Source organism: Streptomyces sp. NPDC001904 (genome assembly GCF_040297005.1).
In the GTDB taxonomy this organism is placed as follows: domain Bacteria; phylum Actinomycetota; class Actinomycetes; order Streptomycetales; family Streptomycetaceae; genus Streptomyces.
The window spans coordinates 23301-44623 of sequence record NZ_JBEOYI010000022.1; the positions used below are offsets into that span (position 1 = coordinate 23301).

The 21323-nt window shown below is 72.8% G+C and carries 15 protein-coding genes and 1 pseudogene; 9 read left to right on the forward strand and 7 right to left on the reverse strand.

Translation table 11 applies throughout. The features are described from left to right. The first annotated feature begins 56 nt into the window (after positions 1-56). Together ABT127_RS28920 and pgm are read left to right on the forward strand one after the other, a co-directional pair. The gene (locus ABT127_RS28920) at positions 57-800 is read left to right on the forward strand and encodes a Clp protease N-terminal domain-containing protein (protein WP_351456102.1); all 744 of its coding nucleotides are present in this window, start codon (positions 57-59) and stop codon (positions 798-800) included. A gap of 63 nt (positions 801-863) precedes the next feature. After that, positions 864-2492: a phosphoglucomutase (alpha-D-glucose-1,6-bisphosphate-dependent) gene (pgm, locus tag ABT127_RS28925; RefSeq protein WP_351456105.1), complete on the forward strand. Its 1629-nt coding sequence runs from the start codon at positions 864-866 to the stop codon at positions 2490-2492. Here the strand turns inward: pgm and ABT127_RS28930 are convergent. After that, complete coding sequence (locus tag ABT127_RS28930; RefSeq protein ID WP_351456107.1) at positions 2485-3168, reverse strand: phosphonatase-like hydrolase; 684 nt, start codon at positions 3166-3168, stop codon at positions 2485-2487. The two genes, pgm and ABT127_RS28930, sit on opposite strands and share 8 nt — an antisense overlap. Next, positions 3165-3974 (reverse strand): GntR family transcriptional regulator, encoded by an 810-nt coding sequence (locus ABT127_RS28935; RefSeq protein WP_351456108.1) that lies wholly within the window; start codon positions 3972-3974, stop codon positions 3165-3167. The genes ABT127_RS28930 and ABT127_RS28935 overlap by 4 nt, the downstream gene beginning before the upstream one ends. Before the next feature lie 127 nt (positions 3975-4101). On the opposite strand from ABT127_RS28935, the gene ABT127_RS28940 reads away from it, so the two are divergent. Beyond that, positions 4102-5277, forward strand: a complete 1176-nt coding sequence (locus tag ABT127_RS28940; protein ID WP_351456111.1) for a TIGR03364 family FAD-dependent oxidoreductase — start codon at positions 4102-4104, stop codon at positions 5275-5277. A gap of 69 nt (positions 5278-5346) precedes the next feature. Here the strand turns inward: ABT127_RS28940 and ABT127_RS28945 are convergent, their stop codons facing one another. Next, positions 5347-9528, reverse strand: coding sequence for a S8 family serine peptidase (locus ABT127_RS28945; RefSeq protein ID WP_351456114.1), 4182 nt, complete (start codon positions 9526-9528; stop codon positions 5347-5349). A 154-nt stretch (positions 9529-9682) separates the two neighbouring features. Between ABT127_RS28945 and ABT127_RS28950 the strand changes: the two genes are divergently transcribed. The 3 genes from ABT127_RS28950 to ABT127_RS28960 all read left to right on the forward strand — a co-directional run bounded on the left by ABT127_RS28950 (position 9683) and on the right by ABT127_RS28960 (position 13304). After that, positions 9683-10633, forward strand: coding sequence for a helix-turn-helix domain-containing protein (locus ABT127_RS28950; protein ID WP_351456117.1), 951 nt, complete (start codon positions 9683-9685; stop codon positions 10631-10633). A 312-nt stretch (positions 10634-10945) separates the two neighbouring features. Beyond that, the gene (gene asnB / locus ABT127_RS28955; RefSeq protein ID WP_351456119.1) at positions 10946-12787 is read left to right on the forward strand and encodes an asparagine synthase (glutamine-hydrolyzing); all 1842 of its coding nucleotides are present in this window, start codon (positions 10946-10948) and stop codon (positions 12785-12787) included. 124 nt (positions 12788-12911) lie between these two features. Continuing rightward, positions 12912-13304, forward strand: coding sequence for a VOC family protein (locus tag ABT127_RS28960; RefSeq protein ID WP_351456122.1), 393 nt, complete (start codon positions 12912-12914; stop codon positions 13302-13304). Positions 13305-13355: 51 nt separating this feature from the next. Here ABT127_RS28960 and ABT127_RS28965 read toward each other — a convergent pair whose 3' ends face one another. Together ABT127_RS28965 and ABT127_RS28970 are read right to left on the reverse strand one after the other, a co-directional pair. After that, the gene (locus ABT127_RS28965; RefSeq protein ID WP_351456124.1) at positions 13356-13592 is read right to left on the reverse strand and encodes a hypothetical protein; all 237 of its coding nucleotides are present in this window, start codon (positions 13590-13592) and stop codon (positions 13356-13358) included. Between the two features lie 58 nt (positions 13593-13650). Then, positions 13651-16803: a bifunctional cytochrome P450/NADPH--P450 reductase gene (locus tag ABT127_RS28970; RefSeq protein WP_351456126.1), complete on the reverse strand. Its 3153-nt coding sequence runs from the start codon at positions 16801-16803 to the stop codon at positions 13651-13653. A gap of 141 nt (positions 16804-16944) precedes the next feature. Between ABT127_RS28970 and ABT127_RS28975 the strand changes: the two genes are divergently transcribed. Next, positions 16945-17637 carry a PAS domain-containing protein gene (locus ABT127_RS28975; RefSeq protein ID WP_351456354.1) on the forward strand — a complete coding sequence of 231 codons (693 nt, stop codon included), beginning with the start codon at positions 16945-16947 and terminating at the stop codon, positions 17635-17637. Here ABT127_RS28975 and ABT127_RS28980 read toward each other — a convergent pair. Continuing rightward, positions 17577-18101 carry an SRPBCC family protein gene (locus ABT127_RS28980; protein ID WP_351456129.1) on the reverse strand — a complete coding sequence of 175 codons (525 nt, stop codon included), beginning with the start codon at positions 18099-18101 and terminating at the stop codon, positions 17577-17579. The two genes, ABT127_RS28975 and ABT127_RS28980, sit on opposite strands and share 61 nt — an antisense overlap. Positions 18102-18284: 183 nt before the next feature. On the opposite strand from ABT127_RS28980, the gene ABT127_RS28985 reads away from it, so the two are divergent. Further along, positions 18285-19256, forward strand: a complete 972-nt coding sequence (locus ABT127_RS28985; protein WP_351456132.1) for a glutathione S-transferase family protein — start codon at positions 18285-18287, stop codon at positions 19254-19256. A 37-nt stretch (positions 19257-19293) separates the two neighbouring features. Beyond that, positions 19294-20445, forward strand: coding sequence for a dihydrofolate reductase family protein (locus ABT127_RS28990; protein WP_351456135.1), 1152 nt, complete (start codon positions 19294-19296; stop codon positions 20443-20445). On the opposite strand, the pseudogene ABT127_RS28995 reads toward ABT127_RS28990, so the two are convergent. Further along, positions 20401-21288, reverse strand: a pseudogene (locus tag ABT127_RS28995) (DMT family transporter); the annotation flags it as partial. The gene ABT127_RS28990 and the pseudogene ABT127_RS28995 sit on opposite strands and share 45 nt — an antisense overlap. Between the last annotated feature and the right edge of the window lie 35 nt (positions 21289-21323).

The following is a 21323-nucleotide window of genomic DNA, read 5'->3' on the forward strand; positions in this document are numbered from 1 at the left end:
GGCAGGGGTGTCAACTGGAGGTTGACACCCCTGCACTGTCAACCTACGGTTGCCTCATGACGAATCCATCGGATGCCGTGAACCCCGCGGGCATGACCTCGTCCGTCCGCCTCGACGACCTCATCGACGCCATCAAGAAGGTCCACACCGACGCCCTGGACCAGCTCCAGGACGCGGTCCTCGCAGCGGACCACCTCGGCGACATCGCCGACCACCTCATCGGCCACTTCGTGGACCAGGCCCGCCGCTCCGGCGCCTCCTGGACCGACATCGGCAAGAGCATGGGCGTCACGCGCCAGGCGGCGCAGAAGCGCTTCGTGCCGAAGGGCTCGGAGAACGACCTCGACCCCAGCCAGGGCTTCAACCGCTACACCGCTCGCGCGCGCAACGTCGTGGTGGGGGCGCAGCAGGAGTCGCACGCCGCGAAGAACACCACGATCGGCACCGCGCACCTGGTCCTCGGACTGCTCCGCGAGCCGGACGGCCTGGGCGCCCGGGCGATCCTCGCGCAGCACGTGCCGCTCGACACCGTCCGGCAGGCCGCCGCCGACCGGCTGCCGGCGGCGGCCGGCGAGTCCCCCGCCCTGATCCCGTTCGACGCGGAGGCCAAGAAGGCCCTGGAGCTGACGTTCCGCGAGGCGCTGCGCCTGGGCCACAACTACATCGGCACCGAGCACATCCTGCTGGCGCTGCTGGAGCAGGAGAACGGCACGGGGCTGCTGTCGTCGCTCGGCGTCACCAAGGAGGCGTCCGAGGCGGACATCACGGCCGCCCTCGCCGCGCTGACGATGGAAGCCTGAACCCACAGGAAAAAACGAGGTGGTCCGGCCGGGCCCCACGGACACGAGTGGGAAAATACTTCCATGACTGACCGCTCAGGAACCCCCGCCAGGCCGGACGACCTCGTCGACATCGACGCCCTCATCGACGCCTATTACACGAGGGAGCCGGACGTCACGCGCCCCGAGCAGCGTGTCGTCTTCGGCACGAGTGGCCACCGCGGCTCGAGCCTCGACGGCGCCTTCAACGAGAAGCACATCGCCGCGATCACCCAGGCCATCGTGGAGCACCGCACGGCCGAGGGCATCACCGGCCCGCTGTTCATCGGCCCCGACACGCACGCCCTGTCCGGGCCCGCGCTCAAGACGGCGCTCGGGGTGCTCGCGGCGCACGGCGTGCGCGTCATGGCCGACGCGCACGGCGACTTCGTGCCGACGCCCGCGCTCAGCCACGCGATCCTGCGCTGGAACCGCACCGCGGGCAGCGGCCCGGAGCGTGCCGACGGCATCGTGATCACGCCCAGCCACAACCCGCCGCGCGACGGCGGCTTCAAGTACAACCCGCCGCACGGCGGTCCGGCCGACTCCACGACGACCGCGTGGATCGCCGCCCGCGCCAACGAGCTGCTGGAGGACGCCGACTGGCAGGCGGCCACCGGTGACGACTCGGCCTGGGAGCCGTACGACTTCCGCGAGCGTTACGTCGAGGACCTGAAGGACATCATCGACGTGGACGCCATCCGGTCCGCGGGCGTGCGCGTGGGCGCCGATCCGCTGGGCGGGGCGAGCGTCCACTACTGGTCGCGGATCGCCGAGCTGTACGGCCTCGACCTGACCGTGGTGAACCCGAAGACGGATCCCACCTGGCGGTTCATGACGCTGGACTGGGACGGCAAGATCCGGATGGACCCGTCGTCGGCGCCCGCGATGGCCTCCGTGCTCGCCCGCCGCCACGACTACGACCTGCTGACGGGCAACGACGCCGACGCGGACCGGCACGGCATCGTCACGCCCGACGCGGGTCTGATGAACCCCAACCACTATCTCGCCGTCGCCATCCACTACCTGTTCAGCCACCGGCCGCAGTGGTCGGCGTCCGCCGCGATCGGCAAGACGCTGGTGTCGAGCGCCGTGATCGACCGGATCGCCGCCTCGCTCGGCCGGCAGCTCGTCGAGGTCCCCGTCGGGTTCAAGTGGTTCGTGCCCGGGCTCGTCGACGGGTCCGTTGCCTTCGGCGGCGAGGAGAGCGCCGGAGCGAGCTTCGTCCGCAAGGACGGCAGCGTGTGGACCACCGACAAGGACGGCATCCTCCTCGCGCTCCTCGCCGCCGAGATCCTCGCGGTGACCGGGAGGACGCCGTCGGTGTACTACGCCGAACTCGCCGCCGAGCACGGTGCGTCGGGCGCCGCCTACGCGCGCATCGACGCGAAGGCGACCAAGGAGCAGAAGGCCCGTCTGGCGAAGCTCACCGGCGACGCGATCACGGCGGACACCCTCGCGGGCGAGTCGATCACAGCCCGGCTCTCCGAGGCGCCGGGCAACGGCGCGGCGATCGGCGGCGTGAAGGTGACCACCGAGAACGCGTGGTTCGCGGCGCGGCCCAGCGGCACGGAGGACGTGTACAAGATCTACGCCGAGTCGTTCCGGGGGCCGGAGCACCTCGCCCAGGTGCAGAGCGAGGCGCAGGCCATCGTCGACGCGGCGCTCAGCTAGCGGTCTCCGGCAGGCCGGGGACGTCCGCGACGCTGTCCACCACGTAGGTGTGCGGGTTCGCTTCGAGCTGCTCACGGGTCAGCTGGCCCGTGAGCACGCCCACGACGACACCCGCACCCGCGTGCGTCCCCGCCTCCAGGTCGACGGCGGTGTCGCCCGCGACGAGCACCGTGCGCACGTCGAGGACCCCGCACTTCTCCATCGCCCGGTGGATCATGTACGGGGCCGGGCGGCCCCGGCGCACCTCGTCGGAGGTGACGACGGCGTCGAGATTGCCGCCCTCACCGACGGACCAGCCGAGCGAGGCGAGCAGCGGCAGCGCCACGTCGTCGCTGAACCCGGTGGTCAGCGCGATCTTGACGCCGCGGGCGCGCAGTTCGTCGAACGCCTTGTCGGCGTGGGCGATCGGCTCCGGCGGCACCTCCTCGTACCGCTGCTTGAGGAACGTGCGGAAGACCTCGTACTGCCGCTCCACCAGCTCCGCGTCCGGCGTGCCGCCGCCGATGCGGACGAGCGCGGCGATGGCCTCCCGCTTGTCGGTGCCCATCCAGGTCTGGAGGTCGGCCCGGTCGACGGTGACGCCCGTCGCCTCGACGGCGTGGCGCAGCGCCTCGTAGACGGCGCCGTGCTCCTCGATCGTCGTTCCTGCCATGTCGAAGACGGCGAGTTCGATCACTGGGTGTCCTTAGGCGTGTGGTGGGGAAGCGTGGGGTGGGGCGAAGCGTCGTCGGTGCGTTCCCGGGCCGCGACGGTGCGGCCCCCGACGGTGTTCTCGATGGTGAACGTGGCCATCGCGGGCAGATAGCGGTCGTCCGCGTACTCGACGGGCGTGCCGTCGCGGGTGAACGCCAACCGCCTTACGCGCAACAGGGGTTGCCCGATCTCGACGCCCAGCAGGTCGGCGTCCTGCGATCCCGCGGCGATCGCGTCGATGGTGTGGCGCGCGTGGTGCAGGTCGACGCCCCGGGCGATGAGGGCCTCGTAGACGGAGCCCGCGTCGGGGTCGACCGCGAACAGGTGGACGCCCGCGTCCAGCAGGAACGTCGAGCGCTCCACCATCGCCGGGACGCCGTCCAGCTTGCGCAGCCGGATCAGGTCGACGACCGGCTCTCCCTCGTCGAGGCCGAGGCGGGCCGCCGCCTCCGCTCCCGCTCGGCGGCGGGCGACCTCGACGGTGAACTGGCCCGGGACGCGGCCGATGGAACGGGCCCACTGGGTGAACGACATGAGCGAGGCGAACGGCTGGGACGGGGTGACCCTGCGGGCCACGGGCGGCTTGCCCCGGCCGCCCACGAGATGTCCCTCGGCGCGCAACTGGGCGAGCGCCTGACGCACCGGCCCGCGCGAGGTGCCGAACTCCTCGCACAGCTGGGCCTCGCTCGGCACGGGCCGGCCCTCGGGCCACTCCCCCGCCTCGATCCGGCGCCGGAACTCGGCGCCGAGCCGCTGGTGCAGCGGCCCGCTCTCCGCACTTGTCTTCACAACTTGAGTCTTGCAGTTCCGCACCGAACAGGACAAGGGGCCGCTTGATCTCCAGCCGGTAAACAATCGGGAAACTTGTATAGACAGCTCTTGCTGTGGGTGGCCACGTCTCCGCAGGCTGGTCGGCATGAGCATCGCAACAGCACTCTCCCCCGCCACGGACCTGCCGCGCGGACGCAGCGACCTCGTCGTGGTCGGCGCCGGCATCGTCGGGCTCGCCCACGCCGTCGAGGCGGTGCGGCGCGGCCTGAGCGTCACGGTCGTCGAGCGGGACCGGCGCCCGGTGGGCGCTTCCGTGCGGAACTTCGGGCACTGCTGCATCACCGCACAGGAGGGCGACCTGCTCGGCCTGGCGGAGCGTTCGCGCACGGGCTGGCTGGACGCCGCCGGGCGGGCGGGACTCTGGGCGCCGGAGGCCGGCGCCCTGGTGGTGGCCCGCTCGGCGACGGAGCTGGCGGTCCTGGAGGAGTTGCGCCGGACGCGTGGCGCGGACGCGGTGCGACTGCGCACCCGGGACCAGGTGGCGGACGCGCTCGGCCGGTCCGCGGACGCGCGCGACGACCTGATGGGCGGCGCCCTGCTCCCGGCCGACCTGCGGGTGAACCCGCGCGAGGCGGCGCCCCGGCTCGCGTCCTGGCTGGCGGAGCAGCCCGGGGCGACGGTGGTGTGGGGCACGAACGTCACCGGGGTCGAGGAGGGCGTCGTGCACACGGCCCGCGGCGACGTCCACGGCGACCGGGTGCTGCTCTGCGTCGGCCACGACCTGGACCGGCTGCACCCGGCCGAGGCGGAGGCGCACGGCATCGAGCGGTGCCGCCTCTCGATGGCACGGATCGCGGCACCCGAGGCGTTCCGCACGGACGCGGCGGTGCTCACGGCGACCTCGATGCTGCGCTACGACGCGTTCACGGCGACTCCCTCCGCGAGCGCGCTGCGGGCCGAAGTGACCGCGCACAGTCCCGAGTTGCTGGACGTGGTCGCCAACGTGATGTTCACGCGGCTGCCCGACGGCACGGTCCTGGTCGGCGACTCGCACGCGTACGACGCGACAGAGATCCCGTTCCAGGACGAGGCGGTCTCGGCGCTGCTGCTGCGCGAGGCGGCCCGGGTGCTCGGCGTGCGCGAGGTACGGGTCACGGAGCGCTGGCAGGGCGTGTACGCGAGCAGCCCCCGCGGACCGCTGCTCGTCCGGGACGTCGCGACGGGCGTGCGGGCGATCTCGGTCACGTCGGGCGTCGGGATGACCCTGTCCTTCGGCCTGGCGGCCGCGACCTTCGACGGGGACCTCAAGACCACGGACTGAAGCGGGACGTGAGGAAGTCGGGAAGTGAGGAAGGGGGCCCCTCCCCTCGCACGGGCCCCCTTCCCCGGCTCACTTCAGCGTCAGCCGGTGCACCCCTCCCAGCTGTGTGCCGACGTACAGGCCGCGTCCGTCCGGGGTCGCGGCCATCGACAGGACGTCGGTGTTCTGGAGCGTCCCCGAGACGTTGTGCCAGGTGCGGCCGCCGTCGGTGGACTTCAGAACGCCTCGGGCCCCGTACGGGACTTCACCCGGCATCCAGCGTCCGGTGGTTCCCGCGTACCAGGCGCCGCCGGCCTTGACGATCCCGGAGACCTGGATGCGCAGGGCGCCGTGGTCGGCGGTGTGGAAGGTGCGGCCGCCGTCGGACGACCAGCGCAGCGTCTGACCGCCGACGATCAGCCGGGAGCCGTCGGCGCCCAGCGCGGAGACCGCGCCGTCGGCCGCCTTGGTCAGCGTCCTGCCGAAGTCGTCGGAGTACGACAGGCCGCCGTATCCGCCGAGCCAGAGCCGTCCGGCACGGCCCGGGTCGAAGGCCAGCGCACGGTACTCGTCGTTCTTGCGCAGGCTCTTCCAGTGCTCGCCGCCGTCCGCCGTCGTGTAGACGCCGGGGCCGTCGATGCGAGCGTAGGAGACGGCGACCCGGTCGGGGTCGCGCGGGTCGACGACCAGGGCGAGCGTGTTCCCGTCGAGCTGCCCCCGCTCCTCCCAGGTACGGCCGCCGTCCGTGCTCTTCTGCACGGAGAGCCCGGCGAGGCTCTCGAAGGTGCGCCACACGATCCTGCTGTCGCGGGCGTACGGCTGGATCGCCGTCACCTGCGTCCCGGTGGTGCCTTCGTGCTCTCCGGGGCCCCACTCGGGCGAGGCGGCCGGCAGCGCGGTGCGGTACATGCCGACGCTCGTCCCGGCGAGCAACGATCCGTCGGCCACGGCGAGCGCGGGCACGCTCTCGCCCTGCACACCGATCCGCCGCTGACCCGAACCGCTCTGTCCGCCACGGTAGATGCCCGCCGAGGCGGCGCTGACGGTGTAGCTGCCGTCGGCCCAGCGGTCGTAGTCGTACAGGACCGTGCCCGGGTTCGGCTTGCCGATCTCCTGCCAGGTGGCGCCCGCGTCCTTGCTGAGGCGGGTCTTCCCGTCGGAGTCGTCGAGGAGGATCTCGCCGCGGCTGACGGTGACGAGGCCGCGGCCGTCGCCCTGTCCGACACCCCAGTTGCGGCCTCCGTCGGAGCTGATGAACAGGCCGCCGCCCTTGCCGAGGATCTTCACGGCGACCAGTTGGTCGTCGGCGGAGAACCCGGCGAACGCCTGGCTGCCGTCGGTGGCCGCCGCGTAGACGCGCTCGGCCTTCTTCGGTCCACCGCCCACCATGTCGCGCACCACCCACACGGCGCGTCCGGCCCAGACGTACAGGTCGTCGCCGCCCATGGCGACGCCGTAGACGTCGGCCGGCAGCCCGAGTTCCTCGGTCTGCCAGCTGTCGCCGTCGTCACGGCTGACAAGGAGCGCGCCCTCGTCCGTCTGCGCCACCAGGACCCGGTTGTCGGCGTCGCTGACCAGGTTCTTGTAGGACAGGTCGGGGGCGTTCAGGCGCTCCCAGGTGCGGCCCTTGTCGGTGGTGCGCAGGATGCCTCCGTTGCCGACGGACCACGAGAAGGCCTGCATCGCCGACCACCAGCGGCTGGAGTCGTGGGCGTCCACGACGATCGAGGGCTCGTTGGTGGCGGCGCCCACGAACGGGGTGCGGGCGCGCTCCGCCCACGTCCTGCCCGCGTCGGTGGTGAGCCAGGCGCCGGGCTTGCCCGACTGGGTCATGACGGCCTGCTTCGGGTCGCTCGACGCCAGGGTGACCCGGCCGTCGGCGCTGTTGGGCCCGACGGGCCGCCACGCGGTGCCGTGCGCGTCGGGCGAGGTGACCTCGAACCCGCCGGTGCCGTACTGGTGCTGCCCACCGGTCGCCTTCGCGCGCGCCGTGACGCGGTAGGTGCCGGGGTCGGGTCCGTCCAGGACGACGGCGAAGTAGTGCGGGTCCCCGGTGGCCTTGGTCGTCTTCGTGTACGTGCGCCCCTTCGGCGGATCCACCGTGAGCGCGGGCGGCGCGGTGAGCGCGGTGGGCGTGTAGACGTACGCGGTGCTCGCGCCGGACGACGGGTCGGGCGTCGCGTCGACGTACAGCGGAATCGCTTCGAGCAGGTACGGCACCGTCAGGAGCGTGTCCCCGTGGTCGGTGACGGTGACCGCGCCGGAGAAGTGCACGGTCGTGTCGGGACGGCGGGCGTCCACGGTGAGGCGCACGGTGGCCGAGCCGCCCGCGCGCACGGTGACCCGGCGGGGGCTCACCCGCGCCGCGTCGCCGTCGACGGAGACCGTCCCGCTGACGGTCTTCCTGGAGCCGTTGCGCAAGGTGACGGTGCGCGTTCCGGTGACGCGCGGGCCGCCCATGTCGGCGAGGCCGAGCGAGACGGCGGCCGGGGACGCGGTCAGCGCGGCGTCGGCCGCGGCGGCCACGTCGAGCCGGCCCGCGCCCTGCGCGATGGCGTCGACTCCCTTGAGGCGGTGGGCCGTTCCGGTCAGACCGGCCCCGATCTGCGCCGGGGTGCTCTCCGGCCTGAGCTGGCGCAGCAGCGCGGCGGAGCCCGCGACGAGCGGTGACGCCATCGACGTACCGGACATGCGCCAGGTACCGGAGGACACCATCGAGGTCGGCACGGTCGAGCGGATCTCCACGCCCGGGGCCACGAGATCGGGCTTGAGGTTCAGGTTCTGGTCGGGGCCGCGCGAGGAGAACGAGGCGATCTCGTCGGTGGAGTCGCGGCCGGACAGGGTCAGCTTCGCGTCCTGGGCGGCGAGTTCGGTGAGCTCCTGGGCCTGGACGCTGTCGACGCCGATGACGACGAGACGGTCCATGCGCAGATCGCCGCCCGAGCCGTTCAGGCTCCGTCCGCTGTCGGACGCGACGGGTACGCCGTCGCCGGGCTGCTGCGCGACGACGGGTCCGCCGCCGCCCCCGACACCGCCGATCAGCGCGAGCGCGCCGCGCTTCTCGGCCTCCTCGTAGACGGCGAGATCCTCCGCGTAGACGGTGTCGCCCTCGGTGCGCGCGGGCGGCGCGGCGTACAGGAGGATCTTGCCGCGGACGTCGCCGGCCTTCTCCCAGTCGTCGGCGCTGCCCTGGCCGATGTCGACGAGCGCGCCGGTGACCGGCCGCCTCGGCGGGTTGGCGGAGACCAGTCCCCGGTACGTCTCCAGGGTCTCGCGCTGTCCCGCGAGGCGGAGTTCGGGCACGGCGATGCCGCTGGTGGAGGCGCCGACCGCGAGGACACCGCGGGCCGCCGCGGGCGATCCGACGCTGTACGGGCCCGGCCCGTCGTTGCCCGCGGCGGCGACGACCACGACGCCCGCGTCAACGGCCGCGCTCGCGGCGAGTCCGAGCGGGTCGGTGCCGTCGCCGGGGCCGCCGATGCTGAGATTGATGACGTCGGCGCGGTGCGGGTTGGCCGGGTCGATGGCCGCCTCGATGCCGGCGACGATGGTGGAGGTGTCGCCGTAGCCGTCGGCGTCCATCACCTTGTAGGCGAGGAGTTCGGCGTCCGGCGCCGCGCCGGTCACGCCGCCCGGGCGGGCCGCCTCGGCCGCGATGATCCCGGCGACGTGCGTGCCGTGGGCGTTGTCGTCCATCGGGTCGTCGTCGCCGTTGACGAAGTCGTGGCCGCCGACGACCTTGTGGCCCTCGCCGAAGCCGCCGCCGAGGTCGGGGTGCGTGTAGTCCACGCCGGAGTCGACGACGGCGACGGTGACGCCCTTGCCGGTGGCCTTCGTACCGCCGGGCGCGGAGCGTTCCCACACCTGGGGCAGGTTGACCAGCTCCTGCTCCGGTGCGGCTTCGGTGGCCTGCACCTTGATGCGGGTGTCCGGGACGACGGCGCGGACCCCGGGCAGGGCGCGCAGCCGGGACACCGTGTCCTCGTCGACGGTCATCGAGACCGCGTTCAGGACAAGCCCCATGCGGCGTACGGACTTCGGGGCGGCGCCCGCGTCCTTCGCGGCCCCGACGACCGCGTCCTGCCGGGTGTCGATGCGCTCGCGCGCCGCACGGACATCGGCGGCACGTGCGTCACGGGCGGCGCCCGCGGGCGCCGCCAAAGCGGTGGCCCCGTCGAGTTCGACGATCACGCGGGTGCGCGCGGGGGTGGCCGCGGCCTGCGCGACGGCGGTCGCCGACATGAGGCCGCCGAGCACGGCGGCGGTCAGCACGGCATGCAGAGGTCTTCGCACACCGCGGGGAGCGAGACGGGTGAGTCGTATGTGGTTGCCCATGTTGGGAGTTGGTAGTCGGGCGGAGCAGGCGCGCACAACGGATCTCGGCGGCCCATTGCTGCCGGTGGCACACATGGGCCAGGATCCCGGCATGACCGAACAGCTCTCCGCGGTCGGCGTCGACCGCTTCGACGAGGCCGTCTACCGCGCCCTGCTCTCCCGCGAGGCGGCCTCCCCCGGACAACTCGCCGACGAACTCGCGTGCTCCGCGGACCGGGTGGGCCGCGCGCTCCACCGGTTGCACGACCTGGGTCTGGTGGGACGGCTGTCCGGAACCCGGCGGCGGTACGCGGCGATCGATCCCGAGCACGCCGTGGACGCCCTGGTCCGCACGCGCGCGGCCGAGCTCGACCGGGTCCGGTCCACCGCGGCCGAGCTGTCCCGGCTGTTCACGGCCGGGCGGCACGACGGCGGCGAGCAGGTGGAGGTCGTGCACGGCAGTGAGGCGCTGGGCCGCTGGTTCGTACGCCTGCAGCAGGAGGCCCGCGACGAGGTGCGCACACTCGACCGGCCGCCCTACGCGCTGACGACGGCGAACCCCGTCGAGGAGACCTCGCTCGCCGACGGCCTCACCTATCGGGCGGTGTACGCGCCCGAGGCGCTGGAGTGGCCGGGTGTCCTCGACGACATCCGGCGCCTGGTCGGTCTGGGTGAGCAGGCCCGGGTGCTGCCGGGGCTGCGGGTGAAGCTGGCGATCGCCGACGACCGGGTGGCGCTGATGCCGCTCTCGCTGGATCTGTCGTCCGAGGTGCGGGCCGCCGTGATCCGTCCGTCGGCGCTGCTCGATCTCCTCATCGACCACTGGGAGCTGTGCTGGCGGGTGGCGGAGCCGCTCGACGCGCCCGCCGAGGGCCCGCTCGACGCCGAGGACCGGCTGATGCTCTCGCTCCTGGTGAGCGGGTTGAAGGACGAGGCGATCGCCCGGCAGCTGGGGTGGTCGGTACGCACCATGCGCCGCCGTACGAGCCGTCTGCACCACCTCCTCGGCGCGGCGAACCGGTTCCAGGCGGGTGTGATCGCGCAGCGCCGCGGCTGGATCTGAGGATTGATCAAATCTTTGCCGTTGGCCGGATCTACTCGGTCGCCCAAGGCAACCATCATCCACAACTCCGCACACTGCGGATTTGCTAAGGGAACCAGTCGCTTTACCTTTTTGACGCACGGCCGAAACCGACGGGGTGACCCCGTTCGCCGCGTTACGGGCACATTGACCGGCCCCGCCGCCATGACACACGCTCGACATATAGATGCCGTGTACAACCGATTCGGCCCGATGGCATTCACCCCTGCTTTCCCGCAGGTCACACGGGCCGCACCGGAGCGACACGGCGGAACGGCAAGCGGGAGGAAGCATATGTGCGGCATCACCGGCTGGGTCTCCTTCGACCGTGACCTGCGGACCTCGCACGACACATTGGATGCGATGACGGCGACCATGGAGTGCCGTGGCCCCGACGACCGCGGCACGTGGATCGACGGCCCCGCGGCGCTCGGCCACCGCCGGCTCGCCATCATCGACCTGCCGGGCGGACGGCAGCCCATGACCGTGGAGACACCGGGCGGCACGGTCGCGATGGTGTACTCCGGCGAGACCTACAACTACACCGAGCTGCGCTCCGAACTGGCCGCCAAGGGGCACCGGTTCAGGACCGACTCGGACACCGAGGTCGTGCTCCGGGGCTACCTGGAGTGGGGCGAGGAGCTGCCCGCACGGCTCAACGGCATGTACGCGTTCGCCGTGTGGGACGGCCGCGTCGACCGGCTCGTCATGGTCCGCGACCGGATGGGCATCAAGCCCTTCTACTACTACGAGACCCCGGACGGCGTCCTGTTCGGCTCCGAGCCCAAGGCGATCCTCGCCAACCCGCTCGCCCGGGGCCGGGTCTCCCTGGAGGGACTGCGCGAGCTCTTCACGTTCGTGAAGACTCCGGGTCAGGCGGTGTGGGACGGGATGCACGAGGTCGAGCCGGGCACGGTCGTCACCGTGGACCGGTCCGGGCTGCGGGCACGCGCGTACTGGACGCTGGAGACGAAGGCGCACACCGACGACCGGGACACGACCATCGCCACGGTGCGTGAGCTGCTCGACGACATCGTGCGCCGCCAGCTCGTCTCGGACGTCCCGCGCTGCACGCTGCTCTCGGGCGGCCTGGACTCCTCGGCGATGACCGCGATCGCGGCGCAGCAGCTGGCCGGGCGGGGCGAGACGGTGCGCAGCTTCGCCGTCGACTTCCTCGGGCAGGCGGAGAACTTCGTCGCCGACGAGCTGCGCGGCACGCCCGACACCCCCTTCGTGCACGACGTGGCCAAGGCGTCCGGCACCGACCACCGCGACATCGTGCTGGACTCGCACGCACTGGCCGACCCCGAGGTCCGCGCCCGGGTCATCCGGGCCCGTGACCTGCCCGCCGGCTTCGGTGACCTGGACGCCTCGCTGTATCTGCTGTTCAAGGCGATCCGCGAGCACTCGACGGTCGCGCTGTCCGGCGAGTCCGCCGACGAGGTCTTCGGCGGCTATCTGCAGTTCTTCGACGAGGAGGCGCGCGCCGCGGACACCTTCCCGTGGCTGGTGAGCATGGGCCGGCACATGGGCGACGACGCGGACGTGCTCCGGCCGGACCTCGCGCGCCGTCTCGACCTGGGCGGCTATGTCGCCGACAACTACGCGGGCGCCGTGCGCGGCATCCAGCGGCTCGACGGCGAGAGCGACTTCGAGTACCGGATGCGGCAGATCTGCCACCTGCACCTGACCCGCTTCGTGCGGGTGCTGCTCGACCGGAAGGACCGGGCGAGCATGGCGGTGGGCCTGGAGGTGCGCGTGCCGTTCTGCGACCACCGGCTCGTCGAGTACGTGTACAACACGCCCTGGGCCCTGAAGTCCTTCGACGGCCGGGAGAAGTCCCTGTTGCGGGAGGCGACGGCGGACGTGCTGCCGAAGTCGGTGTACGACCGGGTGAAGAGCCCGTACCCCTCCACGCAGGACCCGAAGTACGCGATCGCGCTCCAGGACCACACCAAGGACCTGCTGGCGCGCCCCTCGCACCGGGTCTTCGACCTCGTCGACCGCGACCGGGTGCACCGGGCCGCGCACCGCGAGGCCCCGCAGATCACCCAGGCGTCGCGGCGCGGTCTGGAGCGCACGCTCGACCTGGCGCTCTGGCTGGACATGTACAACCCCGAACTGGCCCTGGACTGACCGCTCCGCCCCGTCGGTGGCCGGGCGCACCGGGATGTGCCTATACTCCCGGCCGCATCGCGTGCCGGTCACCGACCGGGTGAGGCATGGAGGTGCCGGAGTTGCCTTCTGGAGGCAATCCACCATGTCCGTCCAGCTCAATCACACCATCGTCCACGCCCGGGACAACCGGGAGTCGGCCGAGTTCCTGGCCCGCATCCTCGGTCTCGAGGTGGGGGCCGAGTGGGGCCCGTTCATCGCCCTCGAACTCAGCAACGGCGTCACCCTCGACTTCGCGTCGATCCCGGCGGAGTCCATCGTGACGCAGCACTACGCCTTCCTCGTCACCGAGGAGGAGTTCGACGGCATCTTCCAGCGCATCGAGGACGCCGGAATCACCTACTACGCCGATCCGCACGGCAGGCAGCCGGGCGAGATCAACCACAACGACGGCGGTCGTGGCGTCTACTTCATGGATCCCGTGCGCCACGGCATGGAGGTCATCACCCGCCCCTACGGGGGCGGCGACGGCGCCTGACGCCGGCTGAGCACATCCCTTCGGGCCGTCCGTGCGGCGGCCCGGAGGGCCTCAGCGGAAGTCCGTGACGGCGAACACCAGCAGCACCGTCCCGACCACGACCGCCGACACCGCCAGCGCTCCCAGACCCAGCGCCAGGCGCCGGGCGGGGCGACAGACGAGTTCGGCATCCTCCTGGCGGACCGTCGCCGAACACGGCAAGGTCGCCAGACCGTAGGTCACCAGGCCCGCCACACCGACCGTCAGGCCCAGTCCCAGCCACGTCACACCCGCGGACATAAAGGACATGTATCTGATTCTGGGCCCTCTGTGACGATCCCGCTACGTCAGGCTTCGGCCAAGGTCCTCAGCCCGCGTAGACGTCCTCCACGTAGCGCCCCTCGGCCACGAGACCGGCGAGCCATTCCTCGGCCGCGCTCTCGTCCGCGCCGGGCGTGCGCTCCCGGTACAGCGCCCGGAAGGCAGCCCGCACCCCGGGCGCCATGCGGGCGCCGTCGCCGCAGACGTACACCCGCGCCCCGGCGTCCAGCAGCCGGCCCACTTCGGCGGCCTCGGCGGCGATGCGGTGCTGTACGAAAGCGTGGCCGTCGACCGGGGCCTCGCTGAAGACGGGCCGCAGCGAGATCGCCCCCGCGGCGTCCGCCGCGCGCAGTTCGTCGGCGTGCAGGAAGTCGCGGTCGGGGTGGTCGCAGCCGAAGTAGACGAGCGCGGGCGGGAGCCCGGCGGCGCGCTCGGCGACGGCGCCGCGGAACGGGGCGAGGCCCGTGCCGGCCGCGACCATGATGACCGGTTCGGGCGCCTCGGGACTGATGCGGAAGACGTCGCGGCACGGCTGTACGCGGCCGAGGACCACCGCACCGGGCCGCAGTCCGGCGAGATGGGTGGAGCCGGTACCCCGGTGGCGGCCGCGGCCGGATGCGGCCGGCGCGTCGAGGACGGACACCATCAGGTCGATGTGTCCCGGTTTGCCCGTGGCGGGGCTGGAGGAGATCGAGTAGTGGCGCGGCCGCAGGGGCGGAAGCACGTCCAGGAGTGCCGGCCAGGTGAGCGCGCCGCGCAGCGCCGGGTGGTCCTCGACCAGTTCGACGAAGGTGCGCGGATCGTCCGCCGGGAGCGCCTTCAGGGCGGCCGCCTCGGGCGGGCACGGATTGCCGGCGGCCAGCACGGCCACCGCGTCAGGGGCGGGCCGGTGGCGCAACTCGACGTGCCGGGTGAGGAGTTCGCGCACGGTCAGCGGGCGGTCGACGGCGAGTCCGGTCCGCCCGGGCCGGTGGTCGCGCAGGTCGAGCAGGGTCTCCGGATCGAGGCCGAGCGCCGCCACGGCCCGGTCCACCAGGGCGGGTTCGTGGGAGGGAAGCACGGCGAGGTGGTCGCCGGTGCGGTACGTCGTCCCCTCGGGGAGGGCGAGGCGCAGGAACCGCTTGGCGCGGGGGTGTCCGGCCGCCGTCAGGTCGTAGGACTCGGTGACGGTCAGCTCGCCGAGGCCGTGCCGGGCGGCGGCCGCTTCGAGCGGGCCGCCGGTCAGGACGCGGACCTCGTACGGCGCGGAGGGCGCGGGTGCGGCGCCGGTGGCGTCGGGGTCGCCGTAGCGCTCCAGGAGGGCGGCGCGCAGCCGGGCGGTGAAGGTGCGCACGGTGCCGTTCAGGTCGCCGGAGGCGTCGGCGGCGGCGCGCTCGCACAGGCGGTCGGCGCCCGCGGCGGCGAGGCGGTCGTCGATGCGGGTCGGGACGTGCTGATAGGTCGCGGCCCAGTTGCGGTCCCCGACACCGAGCACGGCATAGACGACGCCGTCGGGGATGTCGTCGAGGGCGGCGGCGAACGCGCGCGCGTCGTCGGTGGGACGGCCGTTGTAGGACGCGGCGACGATGATCACCGGGCGGTCCGTGGGCAGGGCGCCCGCGTAGACGTCCAGCGGGGCGACCTCGGTCGTGCAGCCCAGCGCTCCGGCCTCGTCGGCGAGCTGCCGGGCGAGTCCCGAGCAGGTGCCGTAGTTGCTGCCGTGCAGGAACAGCGCGCTCGTTCCGGGCCGCACGCGCACCGGCAACTCGGCGGTTTCGGTCGCCCGTTCGGCACCGGCGGCGATACCCGCGCCGGGCAGTGGGCCGTGGCGGCGGTCGGCGGGGGTGCGCGGGGCGAGGGTGAGGGTGAAGCCGTCCGGTTTCATGGTGAGGGTCTCCTTCACCGTGAGCCGGTAGTCGGCGTGGTCGCGCAGCCGGTAGCGGTGCACCAGCATCGCGAGCAGCATGGTGGCTTCGTGCAGGGCGAACTGCCGCCCGATGCAGGCGCGTTCACCGGTGCCGAACGGCTTGAAGGCGTGTACGGAGCGGGCCGCCTCGGCCTCGGGGGTGAACCGGTTCGGGTCGAAGCCCTCGGGGTTGTCGCCCCAGACGGGCTGCCGGTGCAGCATCGGCGCGAGAACGGTGACGCCCTGCCCGGCGCGCAGCGGGATGCGTCCGCCGAGGAGGGTGTCCTCGCGGGCCTGCCGGCTGAAGGCGGCGGCCGTCGGCCACAGCCGGAGCGCCTCGTTGAGCACCTGCCGGGTGTAGGTGAGGCGCCCGATGTCGTCGAAGCCGGGCTCGGGGTCGGCGGTGTCGCCCCACAGGCCGTCGACCTCCCGGCGGACGAGGTCGAGGGCCGCGGGGTGCTTCGCGAGGTAGTACAGGGCGAAGGACATCGCACCGGACGTCGTCTCGTGTCCGGCGATGAGGAAGGTGATGACCTGGTTGCGGATGTTCGCCGGGTCGAGCGTGGAGCCGTCCCGGGGGTGTGCGGCGCTCAGCATGAGGCCGAGCAGGTCGTCGCCGGCCGCCGCGCCTCGTACGCGGGCGGCGATGACGTCGTCGACGACCTGCGCGAGGTGGTCGGCGTCGGTGCGGAACGCCGCGTCGGCGGCCGCGTGGTCCCCGCCGGGGACGCGGGCGAGGCGCTTCATGCTCCATTCCAGGCAGCGCACCATCGACTCGACGAACGGGTGGGGCTCCGCGCTGTCGAAGGACCCGAAGTCGTAGCCGAATCCCGCGAGTCCGATGGTGTCGAGCGTCATCCGGGTCATGTCGCCCGGTACGTCGACGGGGCTGCCGTCGCGGGCCGCGCGGTCCCAGCTGTCGATGACGCGGCGGGCGACGCGGTACATCACCGGGTGGTACGCGCGCATGGAGCCGAGCGCGAAGGCAGGCATCAGGATGTCGTGGGCGCGGGCCCAGTTGGGCTCGTCGTTGTAGGCGGTGAACAGGCCGTCGGCGGCGAACTCCCGTACGTTCTGCAGGGCCGGGCCCACGTGTTTGGCGAAGCGGTCCTCGTCGGCGATTTCGGTGACCAGGTCGAGGTCGGCGACGAACAGGGCGTCGCGGCCGTGCAGTCGGCGCACGACCGCCGGGCCGTGTTCCCGCATCAGGCCCATGACCTGCTGGAGCGGGGCCGGACCCGGGCCGGTGGCGGAGATGTCGATGAGCGGAAGGCCGTCGGTGGGGGGCGGCGGGAGCAGCGCGTTGTGCGGCATGGTGCGACAACTGCCTTTCGCGGAGCGGTGGATCGGAGCTTCCAGCTTGCTGCCGCTCCCCCGCCGGTCGTCGCAGGTCCACTACATGATTGTGTAGTGACCGACGGCGTGCCGGGGTTGTGCCGGACGCCGGTCCGTGACATGCCCGGCGGGAGGTGGTGGTCCGTGGACGCGGTGGTGTGGCGCAATCGCGCGATGGTGCTGTTCGACCGGATCCCGATGCCGGTCGCCGTGTGCGATCCGTACGGCTCCGTGCGTCTGGCGAACGCGACGCTGGCCGCCGAATGGGGCACCACACCGGGCCGGCTCAAGGGCCGGGACATGCTGGATCTGTTTCCGCCGCTGGACGCCACCCAGGTGGAGCGGATCGCCGAGGCCCTGAAGCTGCGCCGTCGTTCCCGCTACACGGTGTCCGTGACCTGGCGGGACACGCACGGCGCGCGGCGCCACGGCGAGCTGATCGTCGACCCGGTCAGCGACGCCCCGGACGCGCTGCCGGATCTGCTCGTGATGCTGCGCATCGCCGCGCCGACGGTCGATCCGGTGGCGCCGTCACCGCCGTCCGAGGCGCTGCACCCGAACGAGGAGCGCATCCTGGCGCTGCTCGCGGCGGGGGCGACGACCGCGCGGGCGGCGCGCGAGACGGGGCTGACGACGGACGGGGTCACGTACCACCTGCGGCGGCTGTCCCATCGGTGGGGCGCGGCGAACCGTACGGAACTGGTCGCGCGCGCCTACGCGTCGGGCATTCTGCTGCCCGGGGTGTGGCCGCCTCAGGTGGCGTCGTCCAGGCCGGGGACCGGCGCGCCCGACGGGAACTCCGCCACGATGTAGGCGTCGTACAGCTCCTTCCAGGCGGGCCCCGACGGCGCCTCCGCCTCACCCCGGTCGGCCGCGTCGAGGGCGTGCAGACAGACCTCCCAGCCCGCCGCGTTGCGGGCCGCGGTGTCGGCGCGCTCCAGCACGTTGATCAGGGTCAGCCGGGTGTCGCCGTCGCCGAGCGGTTCGACGTCGAGGCGGAGTTCGTCGGCGCCCCAGGTGTAGGAGAGGTGGTGCGGGGCGTCGGCGGCGAGGACGGTGCCGGTGGACTCGGGCAGGTGGGGGTCGTCGTAGAAGCGGATCACGGCTCCGGGGCGCAGCTCGTCCACCTCGAACGTCGAGGGGAACCAGCGGGCCAGTTCGGCGGGGTCGCTCGCGTAGCTCCAGACCTTCTCGACCGGACGCCGGTAGGTGCGGGTGAGGCGCACGGCGGGGCGGCCGTCGTCGAGGGTCAGGTAGTCGCCGGTCAGGGTCGTCATGCGCGCACGCCTTCCGCGGTCCGAAGCGTTCTGGAGGGATCCGGGGTGTCCGGGGCGTCCCATGAGCCGTTTCCAGCCTCTCACCGCGCACGGGGCGTCGCCTCTTGCCGCATCGGTGGTACGTCCCGCGTTTCCCGGGCAGGCTCGTGGACGTCCGTTTCCGGTTCTTCAGGGAGATGTCTCATGGACGGCAACGCCTCGCTCGGCAAGAAGGGCTTCTCACGCTCCCGCAGTCACTTCGCCGACCGGATCACGGCCGACGGGCGGGACGGCTGGCCGGTGGAGGCGGGCCGCTACCGGCTCGTCGTCAGTCTGGCCTGCCCCTGGGCGAGCCGGGCGCTGGTGGTGCGGCGGCTGCTCGGCCTGGAGGACGCCCTGTCGCTCGCGGTCACCGACCCGATCCAGGACGACCGCAGCTGGCGGTTCACGCTGGACCCCGACGGCCGCGACCCGGTGCTCGGCATCCGCTATCTCGCCGAGGCCTACGACGCCCGCGAGAAGGACAGTCCGGGCGGGGTCAGCGTGCCCGCGATCGTCGACGTGCCGTCCGGGCGACTCGTGACGAACGACTACCAGCAGCTCACCCTCGACCTGGAGACCGAGTGGACGGCACTGCACCGTCCCGGCGCCCCCGACCTGTACCCGGAGCCGCTGCGCGACGAGATCGACGACGTCATGGAGGAGATCTACCAGGACGTCAACAACGGCGTGTACCGCGCCGGGTTCGCGACCAAGCAGAGCGAGTACGACGCCGCGTACGGCGATGTGTTCGGCCGGCTCGACATCGTGTCGCGGCGGCTGTCCGGGCAGCGGTACCTGGTCGGGGACACGATCACGGAGGCGGATGTCCGGCTGTTCACGACGCTGGTGCGGTTCGACGCCGTCTATCACGGTCACTTCAAGTGCAACCGCAACAAGCTGACCGAGGACCCGGTGCTGTGGGCGTACGCGCGGGATCTGTTCCAGACGCCGGGCTTCGGCGACACGGTCGACTTCGACCACATCAAGCGGCACTACTACCAGGTGCACACCGGGATCAATCCGACCGGGATCGTGCCGCTCGGCCCCGACCCGTCGGGCTGGGCCGCCCCGCACGGGCGGGAGCGGCTCGGCGGCCGGCCCTTCGGTGACGGGACACCGCCGTCCCCTCGGTAGGGTCGGGGGGTACGTTCCGCCTGGTCACGGAGTCGCCATGCCCCGCCCTCATGTGCTGTTGTCCGCCGCCGTGTCGCTCGACGGGTGCCTCGACGACACCGGAGAGGGGCGGCTGCTCCTGTCCGGTGCGGAGGACTTCGACCGGGTCGACGCGGTCCGCGCGGCGAGCGACGCGATCCTGGTCGGCGCGGGCACCCTGCGCACGGACCGGCCCCGGCTGCTGGTCAACTCCGAGGCGCGCCGCGCGGAGCGGGTCGCCGCCGGGCGGCCCGCGTTCCCGCTGAAGGTGACGGTCAGCGGATCGGGCCGACTCGACCCCGGTGATCCGTTCTGGACGACGGGCGGCGAGCGCCTCGTCTACTCCACGGACCGGGGCGCGGCCGTCGCCCGCGGCCGGCTCGGCGACGCGGCGCACGTGGTGGCGCTGGGGGCGGCCGTCGACTGGGCGGCGCTCCTGGACGATCTGGGCGGACGCGGCGTGCGGCGGCTGATGGTCGAGGGCGGGGCGCGGGTGCACACCCAGCTGCTCCAGCTGGGCCTCGCGGACGAACTGCGGCTCGCCGTCGCCCCGTTGGTGGTCGGCGAGCCGGACGCGCCGCGCCTGTTCGGTCCCGGCGCCTATCCGGGCGGACCGCGCAGCCGGATGCGGGTCCTGGGCACGGAGCGGGTCGGCGATGTGATCGTCACGCGGTACGCGCCGACGGTGCCCGGCGCCACGGACGTGCCCACGGCGGCGGACCGGCACTGGCTGCGCCTCGCCTGTGACCTGGCCGCGGACTGCCCGCCGTCGGGGACGGCGTTCAGCGTGGGCGCGGTGGTGGTCGCGGCCGACGGCACGGAGCTGGCGCGGGGGCACTCCCGGGAGGGCGGTGACCCCGTCGTGCACGCCGAGGAGGCCGCGCTCGCCAAGCTCCCCGTCGACGATCCGCGCCTGGTGGCGGCCACCGTCTACAGCAGCCTGGAACCGTGTGCCCGCCGCGCCTCACGGCCGAAGCCGTGCGCGCGGCTGATCGTCGACGCGGGCGTACGACGCGTGGTGACCGCCTGGCGCGAACCCGACACGTTCGTGCCGGGCGCCGACGGGATCGGTGTCCTGGCGCAGGCGGGTGTCGTCGTCGCCGAGGTCCCGGAGCTCGCGGAGGCCGCGATCCGCCCCAACCGGCACCTGGTCCCGCCCACGGTCTCCTAGCCGGACGACGGCCACGGCGGCGAGTCCGAGGGCCAGGCCCAGCGCGGTCCGCACCCCGAAGGGCTCGCCGAACATCAGGGCGCCCCACACGGCGGTGACCGGCGCCATCAGGAACATCAGGGTGTTCACGCGGGTGAGGCCGTCGCGGCGCAGCACGATCCAGTACAGGCCGTACCCGCCGAAGGTGGACAGGCCGACCAGCCAGACCAGGGAGAGCCAGAAGGACGGCGCGGCGGGCGGCGTCGCGTTCCCCGTGGTCACGGCGAGGAGTGTGAAGACGACCGCGCTCGTCGCGCAGTGCACGCCGAGTCCCACCATCGGCTCGACCCGCGTGGTCGAGCGGCTCTCCACGAAGGTGGCCGCGACCAGCGACATCATGCCGAGGAACGGAATGCCGTACGCCCATGGGGGCACCCCTGTCACGGCGGTCGCGTCGGCGGTGGTGACGACCACGACGCCGGCGAGGCCGAGGCAGAGGCCCGCCCACTGGCGTGCCGTGACGTACTGGCGCAGCAGCGGCCCGGCGAGGGCGCCCGCCACGAGGGGCTGGGTGCCGTCGATGAGAGCGGTGGTACCGCTGGAGACGCCGAGCTGGATGGCGTAGTAGACGGTCAGCAGATACCCGCTCTGCGAGAGGGCCCCGACGACGGCCTGCCGGGCGAGGCCGCGCGCGGTCAGCTCGCGCAGCGCCCGGCGTCCCCCGACGGCGGCGAGCACGAGGGCCAGCGGCAGGAACCGCCACATGAGGGTGGTCACGGCGCTCGCCTCGGCGGCGCCGAGTCTGGCCCCGATGAAACCGGAGCTCCAGGTCAGGACGAAGCCGATGGACAGCAACACGTTCATGGTCGGGACACCACCTCGGGACGGCAGCGGGCGGG

What these genes read in the sequence shown, in the direction of transcription:
- ABT127_RS28970 (WP_351456126.1), bottom strand. Translation starts at nt 16,803, where the DNA reads ATGCCGCACAACGCGCTGCTCCCGCCGCCCCCCACCGACGGCCTTCCG.
- asnB (WP_351456119.1), top strand. Translation starts at nt 10,946, where the DNA reads ATGTGCGGCATCACCGGCTGGGTCTCCTTCGACCGTGACCTGCGGACC.
- ABT127_RS28920 (WP_351456102.1), top strand. Translation starts at nt 57, where the DNA reads ATGACGAATCCATCGGATGCCGTGAACCCCGCGGGCATGACCTCGTCC.
- ABT127_RS28975 (WP_351456354.1), top strand. Translation starts at nt 16,945, where the DNA reads ATGCCCGGCGGGAGGTGGTGGTCCGTGGACGCGGTGGTGTGGCGCAAT.
- pgm (WP_351456105.1), top strand. Translation starts at nt 864, where the DNA reads ATGACTGACCGCTCAGGAACCCCCGCCAGGCCGGACGACCTCGTCGAC.
- ABT127_RS28985 (WP_351456132.1), top strand. Translation starts at nt 18,285, where the DNA reads ATGGACGGCAACGCCTCGCTCGGCAAGAAGGGCTTCTCACGCTCCCGC.
- ABT127_RS28980 (WP_351456129.1), bottom strand. Translation starts at nt 18,101, where the DNA reads ATGACGACCCTGACCGGCGACTACCTGACCCTCGACGACGGCCGCCCC.
- ABT127_RS28940 (WP_351456111.1), top strand. Translation starts at nt 4,102, where the DNA reads ATGAGCATCGCAACAGCACTCTCCCCCGCCACGGACCTGCCGCGCGGA.
- ABT127_RS28950 (WP_351456117.1), top strand. Translation starts at nt 9,683, where the DNA reads ATGACCGAACAGCTCTCCGCGGTCGGCGTCGACCGCTTCGACGAGGCC.
- ABT127_RS28990 (WP_351456135.1), top strand. Translation starts at nt 19,294, where the DNA reads ATGCCCCGCCCTCATGTGCTGTTGTCCGCCGCCGTGTCGCTCGACGGG.
- ABT127_RS28965 (WP_351456124.1), bottom strand. Translation starts at nt 13,592, where the DNA reads ATGTCCTTTATGTCCGCGGGTGTGACGTGGCTGGGACTGGGCCTGACG.
- ABT127_RS28960 (WP_351456122.1), top strand. Translation starts at nt 12,912, where the DNA reads ATGTCCGTCCAGCTCAATCACACCATCGTCCACGCCCGGGACAACCGG.